Annotated in this window: 23 protein-coding genes and 1 tRNA gene; 13 read left to right on the forward strand and 11 right to left on the reverse strand. The window is 70.3% G+C overall.

From position 1 onward, the window contains the following. Nucleotides 1–122 precede the first annotated feature (122 nt). The 6 genes from paaA (at nt 123) to BIV23_RS10420 (ending at nt 5,124) form a co-directional block, all read left to right on the forward strand. Nucleotides 123–1,172: a 1,2-phenylacetyl-CoA epoxidase subunit PaaA gene (gene paaA, locus BIV23_RS10395; protein WP_071380509.1), complete on the forward strand. Its 1,050-nt coding sequence runs from the start codon at nt 123–125 to the stop codon at nt 1,170–1,172. Beyond that, nucleotides 1,169–1,456, forward strand: coding sequence for a 1,2-phenylacetyl-CoA epoxidase subunit PaaB (paaB, locus tag BIV23_RS10400; protein ID WP_030640248.1), 288 nt, complete (start codon nt 1,169–1,171; stop codon nt 1,454–1,456). The genes paaA and paaB overlap by 4 nt, the downstream gene beginning before the upstream one ends. Beyond that, nucleotides 1,453–2,184 carry a 1,2-phenylacetyl-CoA epoxidase subunit PaaC gene (paaC, locus tag BIV23_RS10405; protein ID WP_071380510.1) on the forward strand — a complete coding sequence of 244 codons (732 nt, stop codon included), beginning with the start codon at nt 1,453–1,455 and terminating at the stop codon, nt 2,182–2,184. Before paaB ends, paaC begins: the two co-directional genes overlap by 4 nt. After that, the gene (gene paaD / locus BIV23_RS10410; RefSeq protein WP_071380511.1) at nt 2,178–2,717 is read left to right on the forward strand and encodes a 1,2-phenylacetyl-CoA epoxidase subunit PaaD; all 540 of its coding nucleotides are present in this window, start codon (nt 2,178–2,180) and stop codon (nt 2,715–2,717) included. The genes paaC and paaD overlap by 7 nt, the downstream gene beginning before the upstream one ends. Further along, a complete protein-coding gene (locus BIV23_RS10415) occupies nt 2,717–3,781 on the forward strand; it encodes a 2Fe-2S iron-sulfur cluster-binding protein (RefSeq protein ID WP_071380512.1) in 1,065 nt (354 codons plus the stop codon). The genes paaD and BIV23_RS10415 overlap by 1 nt, the downstream gene beginning before the upstream one ends. 200 nt (nt 3,782–3,981) lie before the next feature. Beyond that, nucleotides 3,982–5,124: an acyl-CoA dehydrogenase family protein gene (locus BIV23_RS10420; RefSeq protein ID WP_071380513.1), complete on the forward strand. Its 1,143-nt coding sequence runs from the start codon at nt 3,982–3,984 to the stop codon at nt 5,122–5,124. A gap of 206 nt (nt 5,125–5,330) precedes the next feature. On the opposite strand, the gene BIV23_RS10425 is transcribed toward BIV23_RS10420, so the two are convergent. The 4 genes from BIV23_RS10425 to BIV23_RS10440 all read right to left on the reverse strand — a co-directional run bounded on the left by BIV23_RS10425 (nt 5,331) and on the right by BIV23_RS10440 (nt 8,583). Then, on the reverse strand, nt 5,331–5,660 hold the full coding sequence (locus BIV23_RS10425) for a rhodanese-like domain-containing protein (protein ID WP_071380514.1): 330 nt from the start codon (nt 5,658–5,660) through the stop codon (nt 5,331–5,333). Between the two features lie 91 nt (nt 5,661–5,751). Continuing rightward, nucleotides 5,752–6,558 (reverse strand): hypothetical protein, encoded by an 807-nt coding sequence (locus BIV23_RS10430; protein WP_071380515.1) that lies wholly within the window; start codon nt 6,556–6,558, stop codon nt 5,752–5,754. 160 nt (nt 6,559–6,718) lie between these two features. Next, entirely contained in the window at nt 6,719–8,188 is a 1,470-nt protein-coding gene (locus BIV23_RS10435) for a DUF2252 domain-containing protein (protein ID WP_071380516.1), read from the reverse strand. A 311-nt stretch (nt 8,189–8,499) separates the two neighbouring features. Further along, nucleotides 8,500–8,583 (reverse strand) — tRNA-Leu (locus tag BIV23_RS10440). Nucleotides 8,584–9,020: 437 nt separating this feature from the next. On the opposite strand from BIV23_RS10440, the gene BIV23_RS10445 reads away from it, so the two are divergent. The 6 genes from BIV23_RS10445 (at nt 9,021) to pknB (ending at nt 17,181) form a co-directional block, all read left to right on the forward strand. Continuing rightward, nucleotides 9,021–9,866, forward strand: a complete 846-nt coding sequence (locus BIV23_RS10445) for an FHA domain-containing protein (RefSeq protein ID WP_071380517.1) — start codon at nt 9,021–9,023, stop codon at nt 9,864–9,866. A 10-nt stretch (nt 9,867–9,876) separates the two neighbouring features. Then, the gene (locus tag BIV23_RS10450; RefSeq protein ID WP_071380518.1) at nt 9,877–10,395 is read left to right on the forward strand and encodes an FHA domain-containing protein FhaB/FipA; all 519 of its coding nucleotides are present in this window, start codon (nt 9,877–9,879) and stop codon (nt 10,393–10,395) included. 140 nt (nt 10,396–10,535) lie between these two features. Next, nucleotides 10,536–12,071, forward strand: a complete 1,536-nt coding sequence (locus tag BIV23_RS10455; protein WP_177239844.1) for a Stp1/IreP family PP2C-type Ser/Thr phosphatase — start codon at nt 10,536–10,538, stop codon at nt 12,069–12,071. Between the two features lie 27 nt (nt 12,072–12,098). After that, a complete protein-coding gene (locus BIV23_RS10460; protein ID WP_071380519.1) occupies nt 12,099–13,544 on the forward strand; it encodes an FtsW/RodA/SpoVE family cell cycle protein in 1,446 nt (481 codons plus the stop codon). Continuing rightward, complete coding sequence (locus BIV23_RS10465) at nt 13,541–15,019, forward strand: peptidoglycan D,D-transpeptidase FtsI family protein (RefSeq protein WP_071380520.1); 1,479 nt, start codon at nt 13,541–13,543, stop codon at nt 15,017–15,019. Before BIV23_RS10460 ends, BIV23_RS10465 begins: the two co-directional genes overlap by 4 nt. Before the next feature lie 173 nt (nt 15,020–15,192). After that, nucleotides 15,193–17,181: a Stk1 family PASTA domain-containing Ser/Thr kinase gene (gene pknB / locus BIV23_RS10470; RefSeq protein ID WP_071380521.1), complete on the forward strand. Its 1,989-nt coding sequence runs from the start codon at nt 15,193–15,195 to the stop codon at nt 17,179–17,181. A gap of 68 nt (nt 17,182–17,249) precedes the next feature. Here pknB and BIV23_RS10475 read toward each other — a convergent pair whose 3' ends face one another. The 6 genes from BIV23_RS10475 to BIV23_RS10495 all read right to left on the reverse strand — a co-directional run bounded on the left by BIV23_RS10475 (nt 17,250) and on the right by BIV23_RS10495 (nt 21,541). Continuing rightward, on the reverse strand, nt 17,250–18,014 hold the full coding sequence (locus BIV23_RS10475; RefSeq protein WP_071380522.1) for a class E sortase: 765 nt from the start codon (nt 18,012–18,014) through the stop codon (nt 17,250–17,252). A 56-nt stretch (nt 18,015–18,070) separates the two neighbouring features. Beyond that, the gene (locus BIV23_RS10480; RefSeq protein ID WP_071380523.1) at nt 18,071–19,165 is read right to left on the reverse strand and encodes a class E sortase; all 1,095 of its coding nucleotides are present in this window, start codon (nt 19,163–19,165) and stop codon (nt 18,071–18,073) included. Further along, entirely contained in the window at nt 19,162–19,800 is a 639-nt protein-coding gene (locus BIV23_RS10485; protein WP_071380524.1) for an aminodeoxychorismate/anthranilate synthase component II, read from the reverse strand. Before BIV23_RS10485 ends, BIV23_RS10480 begins: the two co-directional genes overlap by 4 nt. Continuing rightward, entirely contained in the window at nt 19,797–19,958 is a 162-nt protein-coding gene (locus BIV23_RS46010; protein WP_177239830.1) for a hypothetical protein, read from the reverse strand. Before BIV23_RS46010 ends, BIV23_RS10485 begins: the two co-directional genes overlap by 4 nt. Before the next feature lie 62 nt (nt 19,959–20,020). After that, nucleotides 20,021–20,725, reverse strand: a complete 705-nt coding sequence (locus tag BIV23_RS10490) for a class E sortase (RefSeq protein WP_071380525.1) — start codon at nt 20,723–20,725, stop codon at nt 20,021–20,023. A 33-nt stretch (nt 20,726–20,758) separates the two neighbouring features. Beyond that, the gene (locus BIV23_RS10495; protein WP_071380526.1) at nt 20,759–21,541 is read right to left on the reverse strand and encodes a DUF881 domain-containing protein; all 783 of its coding nucleotides are present in this window, start codon (nt 21,539–21,541) and stop codon (nt 20,759–20,761) included. Between the two features lie 102 nt (nt 21,542–21,643). On the opposite strand from BIV23_RS10495, the gene crgA reads away from it, so the two are divergent. After that, nucleotides 21,644–21,898 (forward strand): cell division protein CrgA, encoded by a 255-nt coding sequence (crgA, locus tag BIV23_RS10500; RefSeq protein ID WP_071380527.1) that lies wholly within the window; start codon nt 21,644–21,646, stop codon nt 21,896–21,898. Between the two features lie 268 nt (nt 21,899–22,166). On the opposite strand, the gene BIV23_RS10505 is transcribed toward crgA, so the two are convergent. Then, nucleotides 22,167–23,066 (reverse strand): rhomboid family intramembrane serine protease, encoded by a 900-nt coding sequence (locus BIV23_RS10505; protein WP_071380528.1) that lies wholly within the window; start codon nt 23,064–23,066, stop codon nt 22,167–22,169. Between the last annotated feature and the right edge of the window lie 56 nt (nt 23,067–23,122).

Consider the following 23,122-nt stretch of genomic DNA (forward strand, 5'->3'; position numbering starts at 1 on the left):
CCCACCGGAGTTTTCCACAGCGGTTGACACTCCACAGCGCCCGGCACACCATTGACAGCACACGGACCGAACGATCGGTCGGGACAGTGTTCACCGCAGAACCCGAGGTCAGGGGGACCGCAATGGCCACACCAGCCGCGCAACGCACGGCCCGCACGGAGGCGGACGGCACGCCGGACACCGTCGGCACGACGGCCTACCAGCGCGCTTTCGACGCGGCCGTGGCCGCCGACGAGCGCGTCGAACCACGCGACTGGATGCCCGACGCCTACCGAGCGACCCTGGTCCGGCAGATCGCCCAGCACGCGCACTCCGAGATCATCGGCATGCAGCCCGAGGCCAACTGGATCACCCGCGCCCCCAGCCTGCGCCGCAAGGCGATCCTCATGGCCAAGGTCCAGGACGAGGCAGGCCACGGTCTCTACCTGTACAGCGCGGCCGAAACCCTCGGCACCAGCCGCGAAGAGCTTCTCGACAAACTCCACAGCGGCCGCCAGAAGTACTCCTCGATCTTCAACTACCCGACCCTGACCTGGGCCGACGTCGGCGCGATCGGCTGGCTGGTGGACGGCGCCGCGATCACCAACCAGGTCCCGCTGTGCCGCTGCTCCTACGGCCCCTACGCCCGCGCCATGGTGCGGATCTGCAAGGAGGAGTCCTTCCACCAGCGCCAGGGCTACGAGCTGCTGCTGGCCCTCAGCAAGGGCACCACGGAGCAGCACGCGATGGCACAGGACGCGGTGAACCGCTGGTGGTGGCCCTCACTGATGATGTTCGGCCCGCCCGACGACGCGTCGCAGCATTCCGCGCAGTCGATGGAATGGAAGATCAAGCGCCACTCCAACGACGAGCTGCGCCAGCGCTTCGTCGACATCTGCGTCCCCCAGGCCGAATCCCTGGACCTCACCCTGCCCGACCCTGACCTGCGGTGGAACGAGGAGCGGGGGCACTACGACTTCGGCCCGATCGACTGGACGGAGTTCTGGGAGGTCCTCAAGGGCAACGGCCCCTGCAACGAACAGCGGATCACCCAGCGCCGCCGCGCCCACGACGAGGGAGCGTGGGTCAGGGAAGCGGCCGCGGCCTACGCCGCCAAGCACACCGGACACACGGACGGCACCCGAACGACCGGACACCAGACGGCTCACGAGACAGAAGCGGAGCGAGCATGAGCACCACCGACTGGCCCCTGTGGGAGGTCTTCGTGCGCTCCCGGCGCGGCCTCTCCCACACTCACGCCGGCAGCCTGCACGCGCCCGACGCCGAGCTGGCCCTGCGCAACGCCCGCGACCTGTACACCCGGCGCGGCGAAGGCGTCTCGATCTGGGTCGTCCCGGCCGCCGCGATCACCGCCTCCTCCCCGGACGAGAAGGACCCGTTCTTCGAACCGGCCGCCGACAAGCCCTACCGCCATCCGACCTTCTACGACATCCCGGAAGGGGTGAAGCACCTGTGACCGCCACCGGCCCCGCCACCGCCCCGGTGACCGCCGCGCTCGCCCTCGGCGACGACGCCCTGGTGCTCTCCCACCGACTGGGGGAGTGGGCCGGCCACGCCCCCGTCCTGGAGGAGGAGGTCGCCCTCGCCAACATCGCCCTGGACCTGCTCGGCCAGGCGCGGGTGCTGCTGTCACTGGCCGGCGACGAGGACGAACTGGCCTACCTGCGCGAGGAACGCTCCTTCCGCAACCTCCAGCTGGTGGAGCAGCCAGGCGGCGACTTCGCCCACACCATCGCCCGCCAGCTGTACTTCTCCACCTACCAGCATCTGCTCTACGCCGAACTGGCCGCGGGCGACGGCCCCTTCGCGCCCCTGGCCGCAAAGGCGGTGAAGGAGGTCGCCTACCACCGCGACCACGCCGAGCAGTGGACCCTGCGCCTCGGCGACGGCACCGAGGAGAGCCATGGGCGGATGCACCGCGCCTGCGAGGCGCTGTGGAAGTTCACCGGGGAGATGTTCCAGCCGGTCCAGGGCCTCGACATCGACTGGACCCGACTGGACGAGCGCTGGCGGGAGTCCGTCGAGGCCGTCCTCCGCCGTGCCACGCTGCCCGTCCCCGAGGGACCGCGCACCGGCGCCTGGTCCGCGGGCGCCGGCCGACAGGGCCTGCACACCGAGCCGTTCGGCCGGATGCTCGCCGAGCTGCAGCACCTGCACCGCAGCCACCCGGGGGCGACATGGTGACCGCCACCGCCCTGGAGGCGGAACTGCTGGAGCTGGCCGGCGCGGTGCCCGACCCCGAACTGCCCGTGCTCACCCTGCGGGAACTGGGCGTACTGCGCGCGGTGCACGTCCAGGGCACCGACACGGTCGATGTCGACCTGACCCCCACCTACACCGGCTGCCCCGCCATCGAGGCGATGTCCCTCGACATCGAGCGGGTCCTGCGCTCCCACGGCATGCGCGAGGTCACGGTCCGCACGGTCCTCGCGCCCGCCTGGTCCACCGACGACATCACCCCTGAAGGCCGCCGCAAACTCCGGGAGTTCGGCATAGCTCCCCCGCGCGTACGCGACGGCTCCGACCCGGTGCCCCTGTCCCTCGGCCCGACCCGAACGATCGCGACGCACGCCGCGGCCGACCCGGACCCCGTCCACTGCCCGCACTGCGGCTCGGCCGACACGGAGCTGCTGAGCAGGTTCTCCTCCACGGCCTGCAAGGCCCTGCGCCGCTGCCTGGCCTGCCGTGAACCGTTCGACCACTTCAAGGAGTTGTGATGGCGCGCTTCCACCCGCTCCAGGTGGCCGCGGTCGACCGGATCACCGACGACGCCGTCGCCCTCACCCTCACCGTCCCGCCCGCCCTGCGCGCGGAGTTCCGGCACGCACCCGGCCAGCACCTGGCCCTGCGCCGCAGAGTCGACGGCACGGAGATCCGGCGCACCTACTCCATCTGCTCCCCCGCCCCCGACCCGGCCGGCCCGGGCCCGGACACGCTGCGGATCGGCGTACGGCTCGTGGAGGGCGGCGCCTTCTCCGCCTACGCGCTGAAGGAGATCAACGCCGGCGACGAGCTGGACGTGATGACCCCGGCAGGCCGCTTCACCCTGGACCCGGCGCCGGGACTGTACGCGGCGATCGTCGGCGGCAGCGGCATCACCCCGGTGCTGTCCATCGTCACCACACTGCTGGCGCGCGACCCGGAGGCCCGTTTCTGTCTGATACGCGGTGACCGTACGGCCGCCTCGACGATGTTCCTGGAGGAGGTCGCCGACCTGAAGGACCGCTATCCGGAGCGGTTCCAGCTGGTGACCGTGCTCTCCCGGGAGGAACAGCAGGCGGGCCTGCCGTCCGGCCGGCTCGACCGGGAGCGGCTGACCGCGCTGCTGCCCGTGCTGCTGCCGGTCGAGCGGGTCGCGGGGTGGTTCCTGTGCGGGCCGTACGGGCTGGTGCAGGGCACGGAACAGGCGCTGCGCAAGCTGTCCGTGGACCGCTCCCGGATCCACCAGGAGATCTTCCACGTGGACGCGGGCTCGCCCCCGGCCGCTTCCGCCCAGTCCCCCGCGCACAGCACGGTCACCGCCCGGCTGGACGGGCGCGGCGGCACCTGGCCGGTGCGTGACGGCGAGACGCTGCTGGAGACGGTCCTGCGCAACCGGCCCGACGCGCCCTACGCCTGCAAGGGCGGAGTGTGCGGCACCTGCCGCGCCTTCCTGGTCTCCGGCGAGGTCCGCATGGACCGCAACTTCGCCCTGGAGTCGGAGGAGACGGAAGCCGGGTATGTGCTGGCCTGCCAGTCGCATCCGCTGACGGAACAGGTGGAGCTGGACTTCGACCGCTGAGGGCTGCCCGGGCCGAATCGGGGGGGTGGGGAGGGAGGGGGGAGGGGGAGGGGCCCCCAAGACAAGGAACCCCCAACACACCGAGAACCAACGCCACTCCACCCCTCCACCCCTCCGCCTCTCCGCCCCATTCCCTTCTCCTAGAACCTGTTCTATCTTGACGCACCGTCAGGTAACCCGACCCGCCGGAGGGACAGGCCGTGGACTTCACCTTCACCGAGGAGCAGCGGGCGGCGGCAGAGGCGGCGCGCGGAGTGTTCGCGGGCGTCGCGCCGGACGCGGTGCCCAGTCCGGCGCTCACCACCGGTGCCGTGGCCGAGGGCTTCGACCGGGAGTTGTGGGCCCGGCTCGCCGAGGCGGACCTGCTGAGTCTGCTGCTCGACGAGGCGCACGGCGGCTCCGGTCTGGACGCGATCGCGCTGTGCCTGGTGCTGCGCGAGTCGGCCCGTGTACTGGCCCGGGTGCCGCTCTTGGAGCACAGCGCGGCGGCAGCGGCCGTACAGACCTACGGCGGGCCGGAGTTGGCGGAGCGGCTACTCGCGCGGGCGGGGCGGGGTGAGCTGGTGCTGACCGTCGCGGCACACGGCCGCAGCGGCCACGATCCGGCCGAACTGGCCGTGGGCGCGCGGCGGGACGGGTCGGCGTGGGTGCTGGACGGGGTGCAGACGACGGTGCCGTGGGCGTACGACGCGGACCTCGTCGTCGTGCCGGCGCACGTCGAGGGGACGGCGGCCGAGCGGACCGTGCTCGCGCTGGTACCGCGTGAACGGGACGGGGTGGTACTCGCCGAGCAGGTGTCCACCAGCGGGGAGCGGCTGGCCGAGCTGCGGCTGACGTCGGTCCGGGTCGACGCGGACGAAGTCGTCGAGGCCGACGGGGCCTGGGAGTGGTTGCACGCACTGCTGGCCACCGGCACCTGTGCGCTGGCGCTCGGGCTGGGCGAGCGGGTGCTGAGGATGACGGCCGAGTACACCGGGAAGCGGGAGCAGTTCGGGTATCCGATCGCGACGTTCCAGGCGGTGGCCGTGCAGGCCGCGGACCGGTACATCGATCTGCGCGCCATGGAGGCCACCCTCTGGCAGGCCGCGTGGCGGATCGCTTCGGGGGCTCCGGGTGCGCTGCCCGCCGCCGGGGATGTGGCGGTGGCGAAGATCTGGGCGGCCGAGGGAGTGCGCCGGGTGGTGCAGACGGCACAGCATCTGCACGGTGGGTTCGGCGCCGACACCGACAGTCCGCTGCACCGGTATCACGCCTGGGCCAAGCACCTGGAGCTGGCGCTCGGCCCGGCGGCGGCGTACGAGGAGAGGCTCGGGGATCTGCTGGCGGCCCATCCGCTGGGCTGACCGCGCCGGACGGCTCGCGTGGGCCGAGCAGGCAGGGACCAAGCCGACACGAGCCGAGCGGGTACAGGCCGAGCCCAGGCCCACCTGGGCCGACGGCGCCGCGGCCGAGAGCACAGGGGGTCGAGCGCGTCCGTGGGTCGGTCGCGTGCCCCTTGGAGAAGTCGTCCCGGCAGGGATGAAGTCCGGGGCAGGGGCCGCGGGGAAAGCTACAGGACCTGGCCGGGCTTGCCCTCGTCCGTGAGCACCGGGCGGCCCGCGGCCTGCCAGATCTGCATGCCGCCGTCGACGTTGACCGCGTCGATGCCCTGCTGGACCAGGTACATGGTGACCTGGGCCGAGCGGCCGCCGGAGCGGCAGATGACGTGGACGCGGCCGTCCTGCGGCGCGGCCTCGGTCAGCTCGCCGTAGCGGGCCACGAAGTCGCTCATGGGGATGTGCAGCGCCCCCTCGGCGTGGCCCGCCTGCCACTCGTCGTCCTCGCGGACGTCCAGCAGGAAGTCGCCGTCCTTGAGGTCCGCGACCTCGACCGTGGGCACACCAGCTCCAAAACTCATGTCCCCGACGCTACCCGAAGCTCCCCCGTGCCGACCGGGGCACCGTGCGGCTCCGGTCCGCTCCGGCCGCGGCTCAGGCCTGGCCCAGCAGGGCGGCCAGTTCGCTCTCCCGCTGGGCGATGTCGGCGCGCAGCCGGCCGGCGATCTCCTCGAGGAGGCCGTCGGGGTCGTCGGGGGCGAGCCGGAGCATGCCGGCGATCGCGCTCTCCTCCAGTTCGCGGGCGACGTGGGTGAGCAGCTCCTTGCGGCGGGAGAGCCATTCGAGGCGGGCGTACAGCTCCTCGGCGGCGCTCGGCAGGCGCTCGGGCGGCACGGGGCCGGCCGCCCACTCCTCGGCGAGTTCCCGGAGCAGGGCCTCGTCGCCGCGGGCGTAGGCGGCGTTGACGCGGGTGAGGAATTCCTCACGCCGCTTCTGTTCCTCTTCCTCCTGGGCGAGGTCGGGGTGGGCCTTGCGGGCCAGCTCGCGGTAGAGCTTGCGGGCCTCCTCGCTGGGCCGTACCCGCTCCGGGGGGCGTACGGCCTGGTCGGTGAGCATGGCGGCGGCCTCCGGGAACAGGCCGTGGCCGTCCATCCAGCCGTGCAGCAGTTCCTCCACGCCGGGGATCGGCAGGACGCGGGCGCGGGCCTCCTCGGCGCGGCGGATGTCCTCCGGGTCCCCGGTGCGGGCCGCCTTGGCCTCGGCGATCTCCGCGTCCAGCTCCTCGATGCGGGCGTAGAGGGGGCCGAGGCGCTGCTCGTGCAGCCGGGAGAAGTTCTCGACCTCGACGCGGAAGGTCTCCACGGCGATCTCGTACTCGATCAACGCCTGCTCGGCGGCCCGCACGGCCTGCTCGAGCCGTTCCTCGGGCCGGGGCGCCTCTTCGGCTTCCGGGGTCGTCATCCGACCAGAGTAGGTGGTGAGGATGCGGCATCCCGCCGTAGGGCTGAGGATCATGCGCCCGCTGCGGGTTCGTGCGGGAGCGCAGCCCCCGCCCCCGGTGGCCGCTGCCGCGTGTCCGTACAACCGCACGCCCTTCCGGGCGCGCCCATACCGTCTCTGTTCACACCCCCGCCTCGGCCGCGATCCGGCCCGCGCGCACCGCTGTCACCAGTGCCGCGTGGTCCGCCTCGGTGCGGTCGGCGTAGGCGACGGCGAACGCGGCGATGGCCTCGTCCAGTTCCGTGTTCTTGCCGCAGTAGCCGGCGATCAGCCGGGGGTCGGCGCTGTGGGAGTGGGCGCGGGCCAGGAGGGCGCCGGTCATGCGGCCGTAGTCGTCGATCTGGTCGGGGGCGAGGGCGGCGGGGTCGACGCTGCCCTTGCGGTTGCGGAACTGGCGGACCTGGAAGGGGCGGCCGTCGACGGTCGTCCAGCCGAGCAGGATGTCGCTGACCACCTGCATGTGCTTCTGGCCGAGGACCACCCGGCGTCCCTCGTGCTCCACCGCCGGGGTCTCGAAGCCGGCGGTGGCCAGGTGCGGGACCAGGGCGGACGGGCGGGCCTCCTTCACCTGGAGCACCAGTGGCTGCTCGCGGTGGTCGAGGAGCAGGACGACGTAGGACCGGGTGCCGACGCTGCCGGTGCCGACGACCCGGAAGGCCACGTCGTGCACGGCGTGCCGGGCGAGCAGCGGGTGCCGGTCCTCGCTGAGGGTGTGGACGTAGGGCTCCAGGGAGGCGGCGACGGCGGCGGCCTCGGCGTCGGGGATCCGGCGCAGTACCGGGGCGGCGTCGACGAATCGGCGTCCGCCGTCCTCGGCGGCCTCGGTCGCCTTGGCGGCGAACCGGCCGCTGGTGTTGGCCCGGGCCTTGTGCGAGACGCGCTGGAGGGTGCCGAGCAGATCGTGGGCGTCGGTGTGGGAGACCAACTCCTCGTCGGCGATGGCGTTCCAGGCGTCCAGCACCGGCAGTTTGGCGAGGAGGCGCATGGTGCGCCGGTAGGCGCCGACCGTGTCGCGTGCCGCGGAGCGGCAGGTGTCCTCGTCGGCACCGGCTTCGCGTCCGGCGAGGACGAGGGAGGCGGCGAGCCGCTTGAGGTCCCATTCCCAGGGGCCGTGCACGGTTTCGTCGAAGTCGTTGAGGTCGATGACGAGGTCGCCGCGGGGGTCGCCGTACAGGCCGAAGTTGGCCGCGTGCGCGTCTCCGCATATCTGGGTGCCGATGCGGGTCATCGGGGTGCGGGCGAGGTCGTGGGCCATGAGTCCGGCCGAGCCGCGCAGGAAGGCGAACGGGGTGGCGGCCATGCGCCCGACGCGCAGCGGGGTCAGGTCCGGGATGCGGCCGGCGTTGGACTCGACGACCGCGGTGACCGCGTCGGGGCGGGCGGGGTCCAGGTCGAGGGTGCGGTGTGCGGCCCGCGGCACGCTCGTCCGCAGTGCCTTGCCCTCGTCCTTGGGCGAGCCCTGTCGTGGCCATGCGGCGAAGCCGCGCACCCGGGGCAGCCGACGGCTCCCCCGCGCCTCCGCGTGCCCGTCCGTCTCCGCCTGCGCGCCCGCACCCGCGTGCCCGTCCGTCTCCGCGCCCGCGTCCGCCATCACTTCCACACCGGTCAACGCGACCGCCTCCCCCGAGCACTGAACATCGGGACCCGGAACCGAACAGCGGGCACCGGGCGCCGAACGGCCCTTCGCACGAACATCAACTCGTGCAGACCGTACAGCCGGTGGCCGTCACGCGTCAGACCCTGTGGATAACTCCCTGTGGACAACCGAGCCGTGGAGCACGCGCCGGGGAGCACTCCGGGAAGAGAGCTTCCTCACACGACGCACACAAAAGAAGGCAGCCGTTCAACAGCCGTACATACGACTACGGGCCCATCGTTTTCACGATGGGCCCGTAGCCTCTGTGCGCGAGGGGGGAGTTGAACCCCCACGCCCTTGCGGGCACTGGAACCTGAATCCAGCGCGTCTGCCTATTCCGCCACCCGCGCATTGGGTGTGTCTTCCGGTCCCTTCCCTTTCGGGCTGGCCCCTTCCGACATGCAGAACATTAGCACGTCGTACGGGGTGGGTTCACATCCCTTCCCGTGGGCCCGGCCCATGCCTCTGACCACCGGTTCCTGGCCGTGCCGGCGTCCCGTCCGCATGCCGCCCACGCCCCGTGCGCGTGCCGTGCGAGCCCCTTGCGCCCCGCGCCTCGTCGCACGTATCAGCGAGACCCTGTTCACGTATCAACCTCGTACCGGTACCCGCCGTCTGCCCAGGAGGCGGGCCGGGTCCACAGCCGGGTGCGGGACACTGGTCTGCACGCGCCTCTACGATCCATGGCAGGAACCGGCTGATCGCGTGGCGCGTAGATACGATCAGTGAGCAGAGCGCAGTAGTACAGAGCACGGCAAGGAAACGGCAGGGACGGAGGAGGTGCCCCATGGGAGTCCTGAAGAAGTTCGAGCAGCGTCTCGAAGGCCTGGTGAACGGCACCTTCGCCAAGGTCTTCAAGTCCGAGGTCCAGCCCGTGGAGATCGCGGGCGCGCTCCAGCGTGAGTGTGACAACAACGCCACGATCTGGAACCGCGACCGGACCGTCGTACCGAACGACTTCATCGTGGAGCTGAGCGCGCCCGACTACGAGCGGCTCAGCCCCTACTCCGGACAGCTCGGGGACGAGCTGGCCGGGATGGTGCGCGACTACGCCAAGCAGCAGCGCTACACCTTCATGGGACCGATCAAGGTCAACCTGGAGAAGGCCGAGGACCTGGACACCGGTCTGTACCGGGTGCGCAGCCGCACTCTGGCCTCCTCGAGCAGCCAGGCGGCCCCACAGGCCCCGCAGGCGGCTCCGGGCGCCGGTGGCCACGGCGGGCCGCCGGCCATGCCGGCCGGCGCGCCCCCGATGCCGTCGGCGCCGCCGGGCGGCGGCGCCCGCCCCGGCGGCTACGGCTACCCCCAGCCCGCCGGTCAGCGGCCGGCGGCCGCTCCCGCGAGCGGCGGACGCACCCGCTACTGGATCGAGATCAACGGCACCCGCCACCAGATCTCCCGCGCGACGCTGGTTCTGGGCCGCAGCACCGACGCCGACGTACGGATCGACGATCCCGGCGTCTCCCGCCGGCACTGCGAGATCCGGACCGGAACGCCCTCGACGATCCAGGATCTCGGCTCCACCAACGGCATCGTGGTGGACGGGCAGCACACCACCCGCGCTACGCTCCGCGACGGCTCGCGGATCGTCGTGGGCAGCACCACCGTTATCTATAGGCAAGCCGAAGGGTGAAGCGGGGGCAATGTCAGAGCTGACCCTCACGGTCATGCGGCTGGGTTTCCTGGCCGTACTGTGGCTGTTCGTGATCGTGGCCGTGCAGGTCATCCGCAGCGACCTGTTCGGTACGCGCGTCACCCAGCGCGGATCGCGTAGGGAGGCCGGGCGCCAGCAGCAGGCGCCCCGGCAGCAGGCCGCCACGCCCCCGCCGCAGCGCGGCCAGCAGAGCGGCGGCCGGCGCGGGCGGGGCGCCCCCACCAAGCTGGTCGTGACGGAAGGCACACTGACCGGCACCACGGTCGCGCTGCAGGGCCAGACGATCACTCTGGGCCGGGCGCACGACTCCACGATCGTGCTGGACGACGACTACGCCTCCAGCCGTCATGCCAGGATCTACCCGGACCGCGACGGCCAGTGGATCGTCGAGGACCTCGGCTCCACCAACGGCACCTATCTGGACCGGTCCCGGCTGACGACCCCCACACCGATCCCGCTGGGCGCGCCGATCCGCATCGGCAAGACCGTCATCGAGCTGCGGAAGTAGTGCTACGTCATGAGTGAGCGCGAGCGGAGCGAGCACGCAGCGGCAGGCCGCCACCCGGCCGCCGGCGCGCTCCCGACCGGAGGGTGGGCAGTGTGGCTCGACACGACCGGCTGTACCCGGAACCGACGGGCGAGGTGGGCATGAGTCTGTCCCTGCGCTTTGCCGCCGGATCGCACAAGGGCATGATCCGGGAGGGCAACGAGGACTCCGGTTACGCCGGGCCGCGGCTGCTCGCGATCGCCGACGGTATGGGCGGTCAGGCGGCCGGTGAGGTCGCCTCCTCGGAGGTCATCTCCACCCTGGTCTCGCTCGACGACGACGTGCCCGGCTCCGACATCCTCACCTCGCTCGGCGTCGCCGTGCAGCGCGCCAACGACCAGCTGCGCGCCATGGTCGAGGAGGACCCCCAGCTCGAGGGCATGGGGACGACGCTGACCGCGCTGCTGTGGACCGGGCAGCGGCTCGGCATGGTGCACGTCGGCGACTCCCGCGCCTATCTGCTGCGTGACGGGGTGCTGACCCAGATCACGCAGGACCACACCTGGGTGCAGCGGCTCGTGGACGAGGGCCGGATCACCGAGGAGGAGGCGACCACGCATCCGCAGCGCTCGCTGCTGATGCGCGCCCTCGGCAGCAGCGAGCACGTCGAGCCCGACCTGTCGATCCGCGAGGTCCGGGCCGGCGACCGCTATCTGATCTGTTCCGACGGGCTCTCCGGCGTCGTCTCCCACCAGACGATGGAGGAGACCCTCGCCAGCTACCAGGGCCCGCAGGAGACCGTGCAGGAGCTGATCCAGCTCGCGCTGCGCGGCGGCGGCCCGGACAACATCACGGTCATCATCGCGGACGTGCTGGACCTGGACACCGGCGACACCCTCGCCGGGCAGCTGTCCGACCAGCCGGTGGTGGTCGGCGCGGTCGCCGAGAACCAGCACCACCTGCACGACAACGGCATCATGCAGACCCCGGCCGGCCGCGCCTCGCACCTGGGCCGCCAGGGGCACGGCGGCGGCGAGTTCGGCCCGCCCGGCTCCGGCGACACCGACGGGTACGTCCCGACGGGCGGCTTCGCCGACTACGCCGAGGGCGACTTCACCAAGCCGCGCAGGCGCGGCTGGCTGAAGGGAACGCTGTACGGCGCGCTCGCGCTCGCCGTGATCGGCGGCGGCCTCTACGGCGGCTACCGCTGGACGCAGACGCAGTACTACGTCGGCACCAAGGACGAGCACGTGGCGCTGTACCGCGGCATCAGCCAGGATCTGGCCTGGGTGTCGCTGTCGAAGGTGGAGAAGGACCACCCCGAGATCGAACTCAAGTACCTGCCGCCGTACCAGCAGCAGCAGGTCAAGAACACGATCGCGGCGGGCGGTCTCCAGCAGGCCGAGACGAAGATCGAGGCGCTGTCGGTGCAGGCCTCCGCGTGCAGGAAGCAGGCGGAGCGCACGGCCGCGGAGTCGCAGAAGAACGCGAAGACGGGCCAGGGCGAGGCCGGGGGCACCACGGGAACCACCCGTACCTCCGTCGCGTCCAAGGCGACACCGACGCCGCACCCATCCGGTTCGGCGCCCGCTTCGAAGAACTCTTCGAAGCCGCCGACCGCGTCCGCCACTCCCAACCCCGGCCCGAGCCTCTCCGAGGATGAGCAGAAGGTCGTCGATCAGTGCGGCAAGCAGTAGCCCCGCCGCGAGAGGCCCTGTCACACGATGAGCAGTACGACTAACCCGCCGACACATCACACGTCCACGATCGGCGCGATCGGCGCGCCGAGCCGGCGCAACACCGAGCTGGCCCTGTTGGTCTTCGCCGTGGTCATCCCGGTGTTCGCCTACGCCAACGTGGGTCTGGCCATCGACGGCAAGGTGCCCGCCGGGCTGCTGGCCTACGGCCTCGGCCTCGCGCTGCTGGCCGGTGTCGCCCATCTCGTCGTACGGAAGTTCGCGCCGTACGCCGACCCGCTGCTGCTGCCGCTGGCCACCCTGCTCAACGGGCTCGGCCTGGTCGCCATCTGGCGGCTGGACCAGTCCAAGCTGCTCCAGCAGATCCACGTCGCGGGCGGCAAGGCCACCAACCAGCTGCTGTACACGGCGATGGGCATCGCGCTGTTCGTCGCGGTGCTGATCCTCCTCAAGGATCACCGCACGCTCCAGCGCTACACCTACATCTCCATGGCGACGGCGCTGGTCCTGCTGCTGCTGCCGCTGGTGCCGGGCCTGGGCGCCGACGTCTACGGCGCGAAGATCTGGATCTCGGTCGGCAGTTTCACCATCCAGCCCGGTGAGTTCGCCAAGATCGTGCTGGCGGTGTTCTTCGCCGGCTATCTGATGGTGAAGCGGGACGCGCTGGCGCTCGCCAGCCGCCGTTTCATGGGGATGTACCTGCCGCGCGGCCGTGACCTCGGCCCGATCCTCGTCGTGTGGGCGATCTCGATCCTCATCCTGGTCTTCGAGACCGACCTCGGTACGTCGCTGCTGTTCTTCGGCATGTTCGTGATCATGCTGTACGTCGCCACCGAGCGGACCAGCTGGATCGTCTTCGGTCTGCTGATGTCGGCGGTCGGCGCCGTCGGTGTGGCGAGCTTCGAGCCGCACATCCAGGTGCGTGTCCAGGCCTGGCTCGACCCGATGCACGAGTACGTGCTCAGCCGCACCCCGGGCGTCACCGGCGTGCACTCCGACCAGCTCCAGCAGGCGCTGTGGGCGTTCGGCTCGGGCGGCACCCTGGGCACCGGATGGGGCCAGGGCCATTCGGAGCTGATCCGGTTCGCCGCCAACTCCGACTTCATCTTCGCCACCTTCGGCGAGGAGCTGGGCCTGGCCGGTGTCATGGCGATCCTGCTGGTCTACGGCCTGATCGCCGAGCGTGGCATCCGTACCGCGCTGGCCGCCCGCGACCCGTTCGGCAAGCTGCTCGCCGTGGGCCTGTCCGGTGGCTTCGCGCTCCAGGTCTTCGTCGTGGCCGGCGGTGTGATGGGTCTCATCCCGCTGACCGGTATGACGATGCCGTTCCTCGCCTACGGCGGTTCCTCCGTGATCGCGAACTGGGCCCTGATCGGCATCCTGATCCGGATCAGCGACACCGCGCGCCGCCCGGCGCCCGCCCCCGCCGCCAACCCCGACGCCGAGATGACCCAGGTGGTCCGCCCGTCATGAACAAACCCCTGCGCCGGATCGCGATCTTCTGCGGCATCCTCGTGATGGCCCTGCTGATCCGCGACAACTGGCTCCAGTACGTCCAGGCAGACTCCCTGCGCACCAACACGAACAACCGCCGGGTCGCCATCGAGCGGTACGCGACCCCGCGCGGCGACATCATCGTCGACGGCAACCCGATAACGGGCTCCGTCGAGGCCAAGCACGGCGACTTCAAGTACAAGCGGACCTACAAGAACGGGGCCATGTGGGCCCCCGTCACCGGCTACTCCTCGCAGGCCTTCGGCTCCACCCAGCTGGAGAGCATCGACGACGGCATCCTCAGCGGCACCGACGACCGGCTCTTCTTCCGCAACACCCTGGACATGATCACGGGCAAGCAGAAGCAGGGCGGCAACGTCGTCACCACGCTGAACCAGGCCGCGCAGACGGCGGCGTTCAACGGTCTGAAGGCGCAGGGCGGCAAGGGCGCGGTCGTCGCGCTGGAGCCGTCCACCGGCAAGATCCTGGCGCTGGCCTCCTACCCGTCGTACGACCCGTCGTCCTTCGCCGGCAACTCCACGGACGTGGACTCCAAGAACTGGACCAAGCTCCAGAAGAGCAACGACCCGGCCGACCCGATGCTGAACCGGGCGCTGCGCGAGACCTACCCGCCGGGCTCCACCTTCAAGGTGGTCACGGCGGCGGCCGCGCTGGAGAACGGGCTGTACACCTCGGCCGACACCGCGACGAACTCGCCGCTGCCGTGGGTCATGCCGGGCACGACGACGCCGCTGAAGAACGAGGGCAACATCCCCTGCAAGGACGCCACGTTGCGGGCCGCCCTCCAGTACTCCTGCAACTCGGTCTTCGGCAAGATCGGCGCCGACCTCGGCAACGCCAAGATGCTGGCGGAGGCGAAGAAGTTCGGCTTCGACTCGCCGCAGGACACGCCGGTCCGCGCCTACCCCTCGGTGTTCTCCGACAAGATGAACGCGTCGCAGACCGCGCTGTCCTCCATCGGCCAGTTCAACACCGCCGCGACGCCGCTCCAGATGGCGATGGTCGCCTCGGCGGTCGCCAACGACGGCAAGCTGATGAAGCCGTACATGGTGGACAAGCTCCAGTCGTCCAACCTCGACACGGTCTCGCAGACCCAGCCGGAGCAGCTGAGCCAGCCGCTGTCCTCGAAGAACGCGCAGATCCTGCAGGACATGATGAAGACGGTGGTCGAGCAGGGCACCGGCACGAACGCCAAGATCAACGGCATCACGGTCGGCGGCAAGACCGGTACCGCGCAGCACGGTGTGGCCAACAGCGCCAACCCGTACGCGTGGTTCATCTCCTTCGCCAAGCTGCCCGACGGCAGCTCGCCGGTGGCGGTGGCCGTGGTCATCGAGGACAACAGCGCCAACCGTGACGACATCTCCGGTGGCGGTCTGGCCGCGCCGATCGCCAAGAGCGTCATGCAGGCGGTCATCCAGTCGAAGAAGTGACCCCCATCACGTCTTCTTCACAACGTTGCACGTTGCGATACCGGTCCTGTATCGGGTTCCGGGCTTGGCCAGGTCACACAAAGCGAGCCGGGTACGGTAGGCCCGGACGGCAGCCTCCGGCGGCGCACGAGACGTGCGCGGCCGGGACCGACGGAGAGGGCTGGTAGGTAGCTATGGAAGAGCCGCGTCGCCTCGGCGGCCGGTACGAACTGGGCCAGGTGCTCGGTCGTGGTGGCATGGCGGAGGTCTACCTCGCGCATGACACCCGTCTCGGCCGCACCGTGGCAGTGAAGACCTTGCGCGCCGACCTGGCACGCGACCCTTCCTTCCAGGCTCGGTTCCGCCGGGAGGCCCAGTCGGCCGCCTCGCTCAACCATCCCGCGATCGTCGCGGTCTACGACACGGGCGAGGACTACATCGACGGGGTCTCGATCCCGTACATCGTGATGGAGTACGTCGACGGCTCCACGCTCCGTGAGCTTCTTCACTCCGGTCGCAAGCTCCTGCCGGAGCGCGCGATGGAGATGACCGTCGGCATCCTCCAGGGCCTGGAGTACGCCCACCGCAACGGCATCGTGCACCGTGACATCAAGCCGGCGAACGTCATGCTGACGCGCAACGGCCAGGTCAAGGTGATGGACTTCGGCATCGCCCGCGCCATGGGCGACTCCGGCATGACGATGACGCAGACGGCCGCGGTCATCGGCACGGCCCAGTACCTCTCGCCGGAGCAGGCGAAGGGCGAGCAGGTCGACGCCCGCTCGGACCTCTATTCGACCGGCTGTCTCCTCTACGAGCTGCTGACGGTACGGCCGCCGTTCGTCGGCGACTCCCCGGTGGCCGTGGCCTACCAGCATGTGCGCGAGGAGCCGCAGTCGCCGTCGGTCTTCGATCCCGAGATCACGCCCGAAATGGACGCGATCGTCCTGAAGGCACTGGTCAAGGACCCGAACTACCGCTATCAGTCGGCCGACGAGATGCGCGTCGACATCGAGGCGTGCCTGGACGGCCAGCCGGTCGCGGCGACGGCCGCGCTGGGTGCGGTGGGCTACGGCGGCTACGGCGACGACCAGCCGACGACGGCCCTGCGCCCCGACGCCGGCGGTCCCGCGGGGGCGACGACCGTCCTCCCGCCGATGAACCCGGACGACGGCGGCTACGGCTACGACGACTCCCCGGGCCGGCGGCGCCAGCAGCCGAAGAAGTCCCACACCTCCACGGTCCTCCTGGTGGTCGCGGGCGTGCTCGTCCTGATCGGCGCGATCCTGATCGGCAAGTGGGCGTTCAGCGGGAAGTCCGCCGACACCTTCGACGCCCCGAACTTCGTCGGCTCCACCTACGCCGACGCCCAGAAGATGGCGATCAACGCCGACCTGAAACTGGGCACGCCCACCCGCAAACCCTGTGAGAACCAGCCGAAGAACTCGGTCTGCTCCCAGGACCCGGCGGCGGGCTCCCCGGTGAAGAAGGGCGACACGATCACGCTGGTGGTGTCGACGGGGGCGCCGAAGGTCCAGGTTCCGGATGTCCGTGGCATCCAGTTCGACCAGGCCCAGTCCCAGCTGAAGGACAAGGGGTTCCAGGTCGACAGGAAGGACGTGGTGTCCACCCAGCCCGCGGGTGTCGTCACCGAGCAGGACCCCGCCGGCGGCGAGGAGAGGCAGAAGGGCTCCACGATCACCCTCACCGTCGCCAAGGCGGAGGAGAAGGTGACCATCCCGGGCGACCTGGTCGGCAAGTCCTGTGACGACGCCAAGTCCGAGCTGACCCAGCTGGGCCTGACGCCGAGCTGCACCGACAGCCCGACCGCCGACCAGACCCAGAACGGCAAGGTCCTCTCGACCAACCCGGCGGCGGGCACGCAGGTCGCCAAGAACACCGGCGTGGTGATCAACGTCGGCAAGTTCCAGGGCGGCCCGACGCAGGGTCAGGTCCCGAACGTCGTCGGTCAGCCCCTGAAGCAGGCCCAGCAGATCCTGCAGCAGGCCGGCTTCACGAACATCCAGGTCAACGGAGCCAACGACGACAAGGCGCGGGTCCTCGGGCAGTCCCCGCCACAGGGCACCCAGGCCGATCCGGCCAGCACCCAGATCGTGCTGACCACCATCGATGTCGGCGGCGGCAACGGCAACGGCGGCATCTTCGGCGGCAACAACGGCTGACCGGCACCGCCCCACCGCAGCGCGAAGGCCCCTCGGCTCCTCGGAGAGCCGAGGGGCCTTCGTCGTCCTCAGCCCCGCAGTTCCTTCGGCGGCGTCCGCTCGCTGTCCACCTTCTGCACCCGGACCAGTTCGCCCCACACCACGTACCGGTACTCCGAGGTGTAGACCGGAGTGCAGGTCGTCAGGGTGATGTAGTGGCCCGGCTTCGTCCTGCCGGACTCCTTCGGGATCTGGGAGATGACCTTGACGTTGTACTTCGAGGTCTCGGGGAGGATCGAGTAGACCTTGTAGACGTACCAGTCGTCCCGGGTCTCGAAGACGATCGGGTCGCCCACCTTCAGCTTGTCGATGTTGTGGAACTTCGCGCCGTGGCCGTCGCGGTGCGCGGCGAGGGTGAGGTTGCCGTCCTTGCCGGTCATGGGCAGCGCGGCCTTGATCGGGTCGGTGTAGTAGCCGGCCACGCCGTCGTTGAGGACGTCGGTGCCCGTGCCCTTCTCGACCAGCACCTCGCCGTTCTTCATCGCGGGCACGTGCAGGAAGCCGATGCCGTCCTTGGTGTCCAGCGCGCCGGGGCCGGAGTCCTTCGACCCCTGCGACTGCGCCCAGTGCTGACGGACCTTGTCGGCCCGTTTGTCCGCCTTGCGGTCCGCTATCACGTTCGTCCACCACAGGGAGTAGACGACGAACAGGGCGAGCAACAGCCCTGCCGTGATGAGGAGTTCACCGAAGACGCTGACCGCCGTCGCGATCCGTCCGGGACGCCGGCGGCGCGCGGCGGGCTCCGGCTCGGACGCGTCCGTGTGTTCTTCGGTCTCGTCGGCGGTCGCTGCCACTGTTCCCTCTGCCCCTGTGTGATGAACCCTGCTCGATGAGCTCTCCTCGACGAGCCCTACTCGATGAGCGCGTCCGGCTTGCCCTCGCTGCGCGGGCGTTCCTGGACCATCTTGCCCCAGACGATCAGCCGGTACTTGCTGGTGAACTCCGGCGTGCAGGTGGTGAGCGTGATGTAGCGGCCGGGCTGTGTGAACCCGGAGCCCCTCGGGATCGGGTCCAGCACGCTGGTGTTGGACGGCGAGGTCACCGGAAGCGTCGACGTCACCTTGTACACGTAGTACGTGTCCTGCGTCTCGACCACGACCGCGTCGCCGGCGGCGAGCCTGTTGATGTACCGGAACGGTTCACCATGGGTGTTGCGGTGCGCCGCGAGCCCGAAGTTACCGGTCTTGGCGTCCGGCATCGCCGTCTTCAGCGGCGCCTCGCCGTAGTGCCCGACCATGCCCTTGTCGAGCACCTTCGCGTTGCTGACGCCCTCCGCGATCGGCGCCACCACGTCCAGCTTGGGAATGTGCAGGATGGCGAAGCCCTGGCCCGGCGCGAAGACGCCCGGGTTGCGCTTGCCGCTCGCCCAGTCGTCCTGGAGCTGGTGCGCCTCGCTGCCGGCCTGGGCGTGCGCGCGGACGTTGGTCCACCACAGCTGGTAGGTGACGAACAGCAGCATCAGCACGCCGGTGGTGATGAACACCTCGCCGATCGCCCGGCTCGCGAGCACGCCCGGGGACGGCTTGCGCAGCCGCGCCTGCCGCCGGGCCTCCACCCGGGACAGCGGCCGCTCCGGCTCCTCCGGGGTCGCCGTGGCGGACGCGCTCTCCCGGCCACCGCCGTGCCGACCGCCGCCACGCCCCCCGCCCCGGCGCTTCGCGGCCTTTCTGCGGGCCGCACGCCCGCCGGTCGCGGTTTCGGACGCGGTGGAGGCCGAAGAGGCCGCAGAGCCGCGTACAGGCTCGCCCGGCGGGCCGGCCAGCGGATCGAGGGCCGGATCGGGGACCCGCAGCGCCATCGTCTCGTCGTCGAGGGGGTCGCGGTACGACTCCCCGTACGGTTCCTGCATCCCCTGCGCATCCCACGACCCGAGCGCACCGGAAGCCTCGTACGACTGATCCCCGTACGAGGCATCGGTCTCGCGCTCCGGGCGCAGGGCGGTCACGCCGTGGCCCTGCCCACCACCGGGGCGAGCCCCGCCGACCTCGCCACGGCACCCTGGTCGCCGCACTCCACCAGCCAGTTGGCCAGCATTCGGTGCCCGTGTTCGGTGAGCACCGACTCGGGGTGGAACTGCACGCCCTCGACCGGCAGTTCACGGTGACGCAGGCCCATGATGATGCCGTCGTGGGTGCGGGCGGTCACCTCCAGCTCGGCCGGGACCGTGTCCGGCTCGGCGGCCAGCGAGTGGTACCGGGTCGCCGTGAAGGGGGAGGGCAGGCCCGCGAAGACGCCCTTACCCTCGTGCTCGACCGGGGAGGTCTTGCCGTGCAGCAGCTCGGGCGCCCGGTCCACGACACCGCCGTAGGCCACCTGCATCGACTGCATGCCGAGGCAGACGCCGAAGACGGGGACGCCGGTGGCCGCGCAGTGGCGGACCATCTCGACGCACACCCCGGCCTGCTCCGGCGTGCCCGGGCCGGGCGAGAGCAGCACGCCGTCGAAACCGTCCTGGGCGTGCGAGGTCGACACCTCGTCGTTGCGCAGCACCTCGCACTCGGCGCCCAGCTGGTACAGGTACTGGACGAGGTTGAAGACGAAGCTGTCGTAGTTGTCGACGACGAGAATCCGCGCGCTCACTGGTTGTTCACCGTCACATCGTTGAAGGGCAGCAGCGGTTCGGCCCACGGGAAGACGTACTGGAACAGGACGTAGACCACGGCCAGGATCAATACGAGCGAGATGAACGCCCTCGCCCACGCGTTCCCCGGCAGATGCCGCCAGATCCAGCCGTACATGCCGTTCCTTCCGTATCCCCACGGCACCTGACTCACGCCGTACGCCACCAGACTAACGGCGACTAACGGCGCAGGGCCGCCGGTTCGCCCGCCTCCACGGACCGGGTGGAATCCAGGTGCGCCCAGACGATCAGCCGGTGACTGTGCCCCCATTCCGGATCGCACGTGGTCAGCGTCAGATACCGGCCCGGACGCGTGTAACCCGACGTACGTGGCACAGGGTCGATCACCTCGACGTCCGTCGGCACGGTTTTGTAGGGCCCTTTGTCGATCCGATACGTGAACCAGGTCGTCCCGTCCGTGAGCACCACCGCGTCACCCGGCCGCAGCTTCGGAAAGTCCAGGAACGGATCGCCGTAGGTACGCCGGTGGCCGGCCACCGCGAAGTTGCCCTCCTGGCCGAGCTGAGCGGTGCCCTGGTAGTGGGCGAGCCCCTTGGCCAGCACGTCCCGGCCGGTGCCCTCTGCCACGGGCTTGTTCCACGTGAAACCGAACCGGGGGATGTACATGATCGCGAACGGCCTGCCGTAGTGGTACGGCGCCGGGCCCGACACGGTCACCCTCGTCGTGGTCGTGCCGTCGCGCGAGGTGCGCGTCGCCGGCTGCACGCTTCCCTTCGACCACTGCCGGTGCAGCTGGTCGATCTGGTCGCTCATGGCGCCGTCGGCCCGCACACCCGTCCAGAACAGGATGTAGGCGACGAAGAGCACGATCAGGGCGCCGATGGTGATGCACAGTTCGCTGAAGGTCCGGACGATCACACGCACCGGCGCCTCCGTTCACGGACGGCTGACGGATGGCTACTGCACGGGCTTCGCGTAGTGCAGATCCACTGTGCCCGAGTAGCCGGGAAGAGTCACCGTCCCGTCGTCGGTGACTTTCCAGCCGAGCCCGTAGACGTTGACGTACACCATGTAGGTCTGGATCGCCTTGCTCGCGGCGAGCGCCTGCTGGAGCCTGCCCGGGTCCCCGACGGCCGTGATCTTGTACGGCGGTGAGTAGACGCGGCCCTGGAGGATCAGGGTGTTGCCGACGCAGCGCACGGCGCTGGTGGAGATCAACCGCTGGTCCATGACCTTGACGCCGGTCGCACCGCCCTGCCACAGGGCGTTCACCACGGCCTGGAGGTCCTGCTGGTGGATGACCAGGTAGTCGGGCTGGGGCGCGGGGTAGCCGGGGAGCTTGGCGGTGGCGTTGGGCGGGGCGTCGTTGAGGGTGACGGAGAGGCCGTGGCCGGTGAGCGGCTGGGTGCCGGCACTCGACTCCAGGCCGCTGAGCTCGCGGTCCTGGGCCTTGCTGGTACCGGCGTCGCTCTTGGCGAGGGACTCGACGCTCTCGCGCAGGGCCGCGTTGGACTCGTCCAGGCCCTTGTTCTTGCGGCTGCGCTGCTGGATCAGGTCGGACAGCTTCAGCAGGGAACCGTCCTGGCGGATGTCGGTGCCCTTGGCCGTGTCGAAGCTGGTGAAGAAGATGAGCCCCGCGAGAGCGAAGACGGCGGCCGTGAGGACGCGCACCGGACGCGGTCGGCGTCCCGTGCCGGAACCCGTTGATCCCGTCCCGGGGGAGTCGGCAGAATTGCTCAACGTACCCTTATCTCTTTCGGCGCCACGGAAGCACTACGCTAACGGACGCGCCCGACCCAGTTACCTGCGCGGCCACGCAGCGCATCGACAGGAGAGACCCTCGTGCCGAAGTCACGTATCCGCAAGAAGGCCGACTTCACGCCGCCGCCGGCGAAGCAGGCACAGGCGATCAAGCTGGGCAGCCGAGGCTGGGTCGCCCCGGTCATGCTGGCCATGTTCGTGATCGGCCTGGCCTGGATCGTCGTCTTCTACGTGACCGACGGCTCGCTGCCCCTCGACGCCCTGGGCAACTGGAACATCGTGGTCGGCTTCGGCTTCATCGCCGCCGGCTTCGGTGTCTCCACGCAGTGGAAGTAGCACTCCCGTAGCTCTCCCCAAGGCTGTCCACTGAGTTATCCACAGGCGTTTTCCACATGGGGAAAAGAACGACGATCTGTGGATAACCCATCGGGCGTTGACGCCGGTATGACTGCCCCGGCAGCCCCCACACATCAGTTCGCCCTCCGCCTGACCTGCGGAAACACATCCGAGCGACAGGGGGCACAGCTGTGCCCGCACGCGGTGCACAAGATCCGGCACACGCTGTGGACAACGGTTCGGTATCAGGTTCGCCGGCGGGCCGGGATCAGGTGAGCTGGGCGGTCCTGATCAGGGTGAGCACCACCACGGCGACGAGGACGACCGCACAGGCGCCGTACTGGACCAGCGTCCGCTTCTCGCGCGGGGCGTGGACCATGGCGTAGCCGACGGCGACACCGGCGACCAGACCGCCGATGTGGGCCTGCCAGGCGATGTTGAAGCCCGGGTAGAAGGTGATGATCAGGTTGATCACCAGCAGGCCGACGAGCGGGCGCAGGTCGTAGTTGAGGCGGCGCATCAGCACTCCGGTCGCGCCGAAGAGCCCGAAGATCGCCCCGGAGGCGCCCAGCGAGGGCTCGACGGGCGAGGCGAGCAGATAGGTGAGCGCGCTGCCGGCCAGACCCGAGACCAGGTAAAGGGAGATGTAGCGGGCCCGGCCCAGGGCCGCTTCGAGGGGGCCGCCGATCCACCACAGGCTGAGCATGTTGAACAGGATGTGGGTGAAGTTGGTCGGCGAATGCAGGAACATCGCGGTGACCAGGCGGTAGTACTGGCCCTCGGCGACGCCTTGGAGGGGGCCGAACAGGGAGTACTGGGCCCGCCCGATCAGCTCGAAGTGCTCGGTGACCGTGTCGCCGATGGCCTGCTGTGCCAGGAAGACGGCGACGTTGATGCCGATCAGCAGCTTGGTGAGCAGCCGGGGGTCGGCCGTCATCGTGCCGCCCGCGATCGTGCGCGGGGCGGATGCTTCCGGGGCGTGCCCGGTGCCGGAGCCGCCACGGACGCATTCGGGGCACTGGAAGCCGACCGAGGCGCTGATCATGCACGCGGGGCAGATAGGGCGCTCGCAGCGGGTACAGCGCACGCCGGTCTCACGGTCCGGGTGCCGGTAGCACATGGGCACGCTGTGGGCGGCGCCCTGCGTGCTGCCTTCGGCCTGGTCCATCGGTTCCCCTTGCTCGTCGTAGGCCTGCGCCCGGCAATGCCCCGCCCCGCTCACCC

The sequence above is a fragment of the Streptomyces monashensis genome (assembly GCF_001866665.1).
Lineage (GTDB): Bacteria > Actinomycetota > Actinomycetes > Streptomycetales > Streptomycetaceae > Streptomyces > Streptomyces monashensis.

Bases quoted from the DNA above. Each gene is read 5' to 3' on its own strand.
- paaA (WP_071380509.1), top strand. From the start codon at position 123: ATGGCCACACCAGCCGCGCAACGCACGGCCCGCACGGAGGCGGACGGC.
- paaB (WP_030640248.1), top strand. From the start codon at position 1,169: ATGAGCACCACCGACTGGCCCCTGTGGGAGGTCTTCGTGCGCTCCCGG.
- paaD (WP_071380511.1), top strand. From the start codon at position 2,178: ATGGTGACCGCCACCGCCCTGGAGGCGGAACTGCTGGAGCTGGCCGGC.
- BIV23_RS10415 (WP_071380512.1), top strand. From the start codon at position 2,717: ATGGCGCGCTTCCACCCGCTCCAGGTGGCCGCGGTCGACCGGATCACC.
- BIV23_RS10430 (WP_071380515.1), bottom strand. From the start codon at position 6,558: ATGACGACCCCGGAAGCCGAAGAGGCGCCCCGGCCCGAGGAACGGCTC.
- BIV23_RS10435 (WP_071380516.1), bottom strand. From the start codon at position 8,188: ATGGCGGACGCGGGCGCGGAGACGGACGGGCACGCGGGTGCGGGCGCG.
- BIV23_RS10445 (WP_071380517.1), top strand. From the start codon at position 9,021: ATGGGAGTCCTGAAGAAGTTCGAGCAGCGTCTCGAAGGCCTGGTGAAC.
- BIV23_RS10450 (WP_071380518.1), top strand. From the start codon at position 9,877: ATGTCAGAGCTGACCCTCACGGTCATGCGGCTGGGTTTCCTGGCCGTA.
- BIV23_RS10455 (WP_177239844.1), top strand. From the start codon at position 10,536: ATGAGTCTGTCCCTGCGCTTTGCCGCCGGATCGCACAAGGGCATGATC.
- BIV23_RS10460 (WP_071380519.1), top strand. From the start codon at position 12,099: ATGAGCAGTACGACTAACCCGCCGACACATCACACGTCCACGATCGGC.
- BIV23_RS10465 (WP_071380520.1), top strand. From the start codon at position 13,541: ATGAACAAACCCCTGCGCCGGATCGCGATCTTCTGCGGCATCCTCGTG.
- pknB (WP_071380521.1), top strand. From the start codon at position 15,193: ATGGAAGAGCCGCGTCGCCTCGGCGGCCGGTACGAACTGGGCCAGGTG.
- BIV23_RS46010 (WP_177239830.1), bottom strand. From the start codon at position 19,958: ATGTACGGCTGGATCTGGCGGCATCTGCCGGGGAACGCGTGGGCGAGG.
- BIV23_RS10505 (WP_071380528.1), bottom strand. From the start codon at position 23,066: ATGGACCAGGCCGAAGGCAGCACGCAGGGCGCCGCCCACAGCGTGCCC.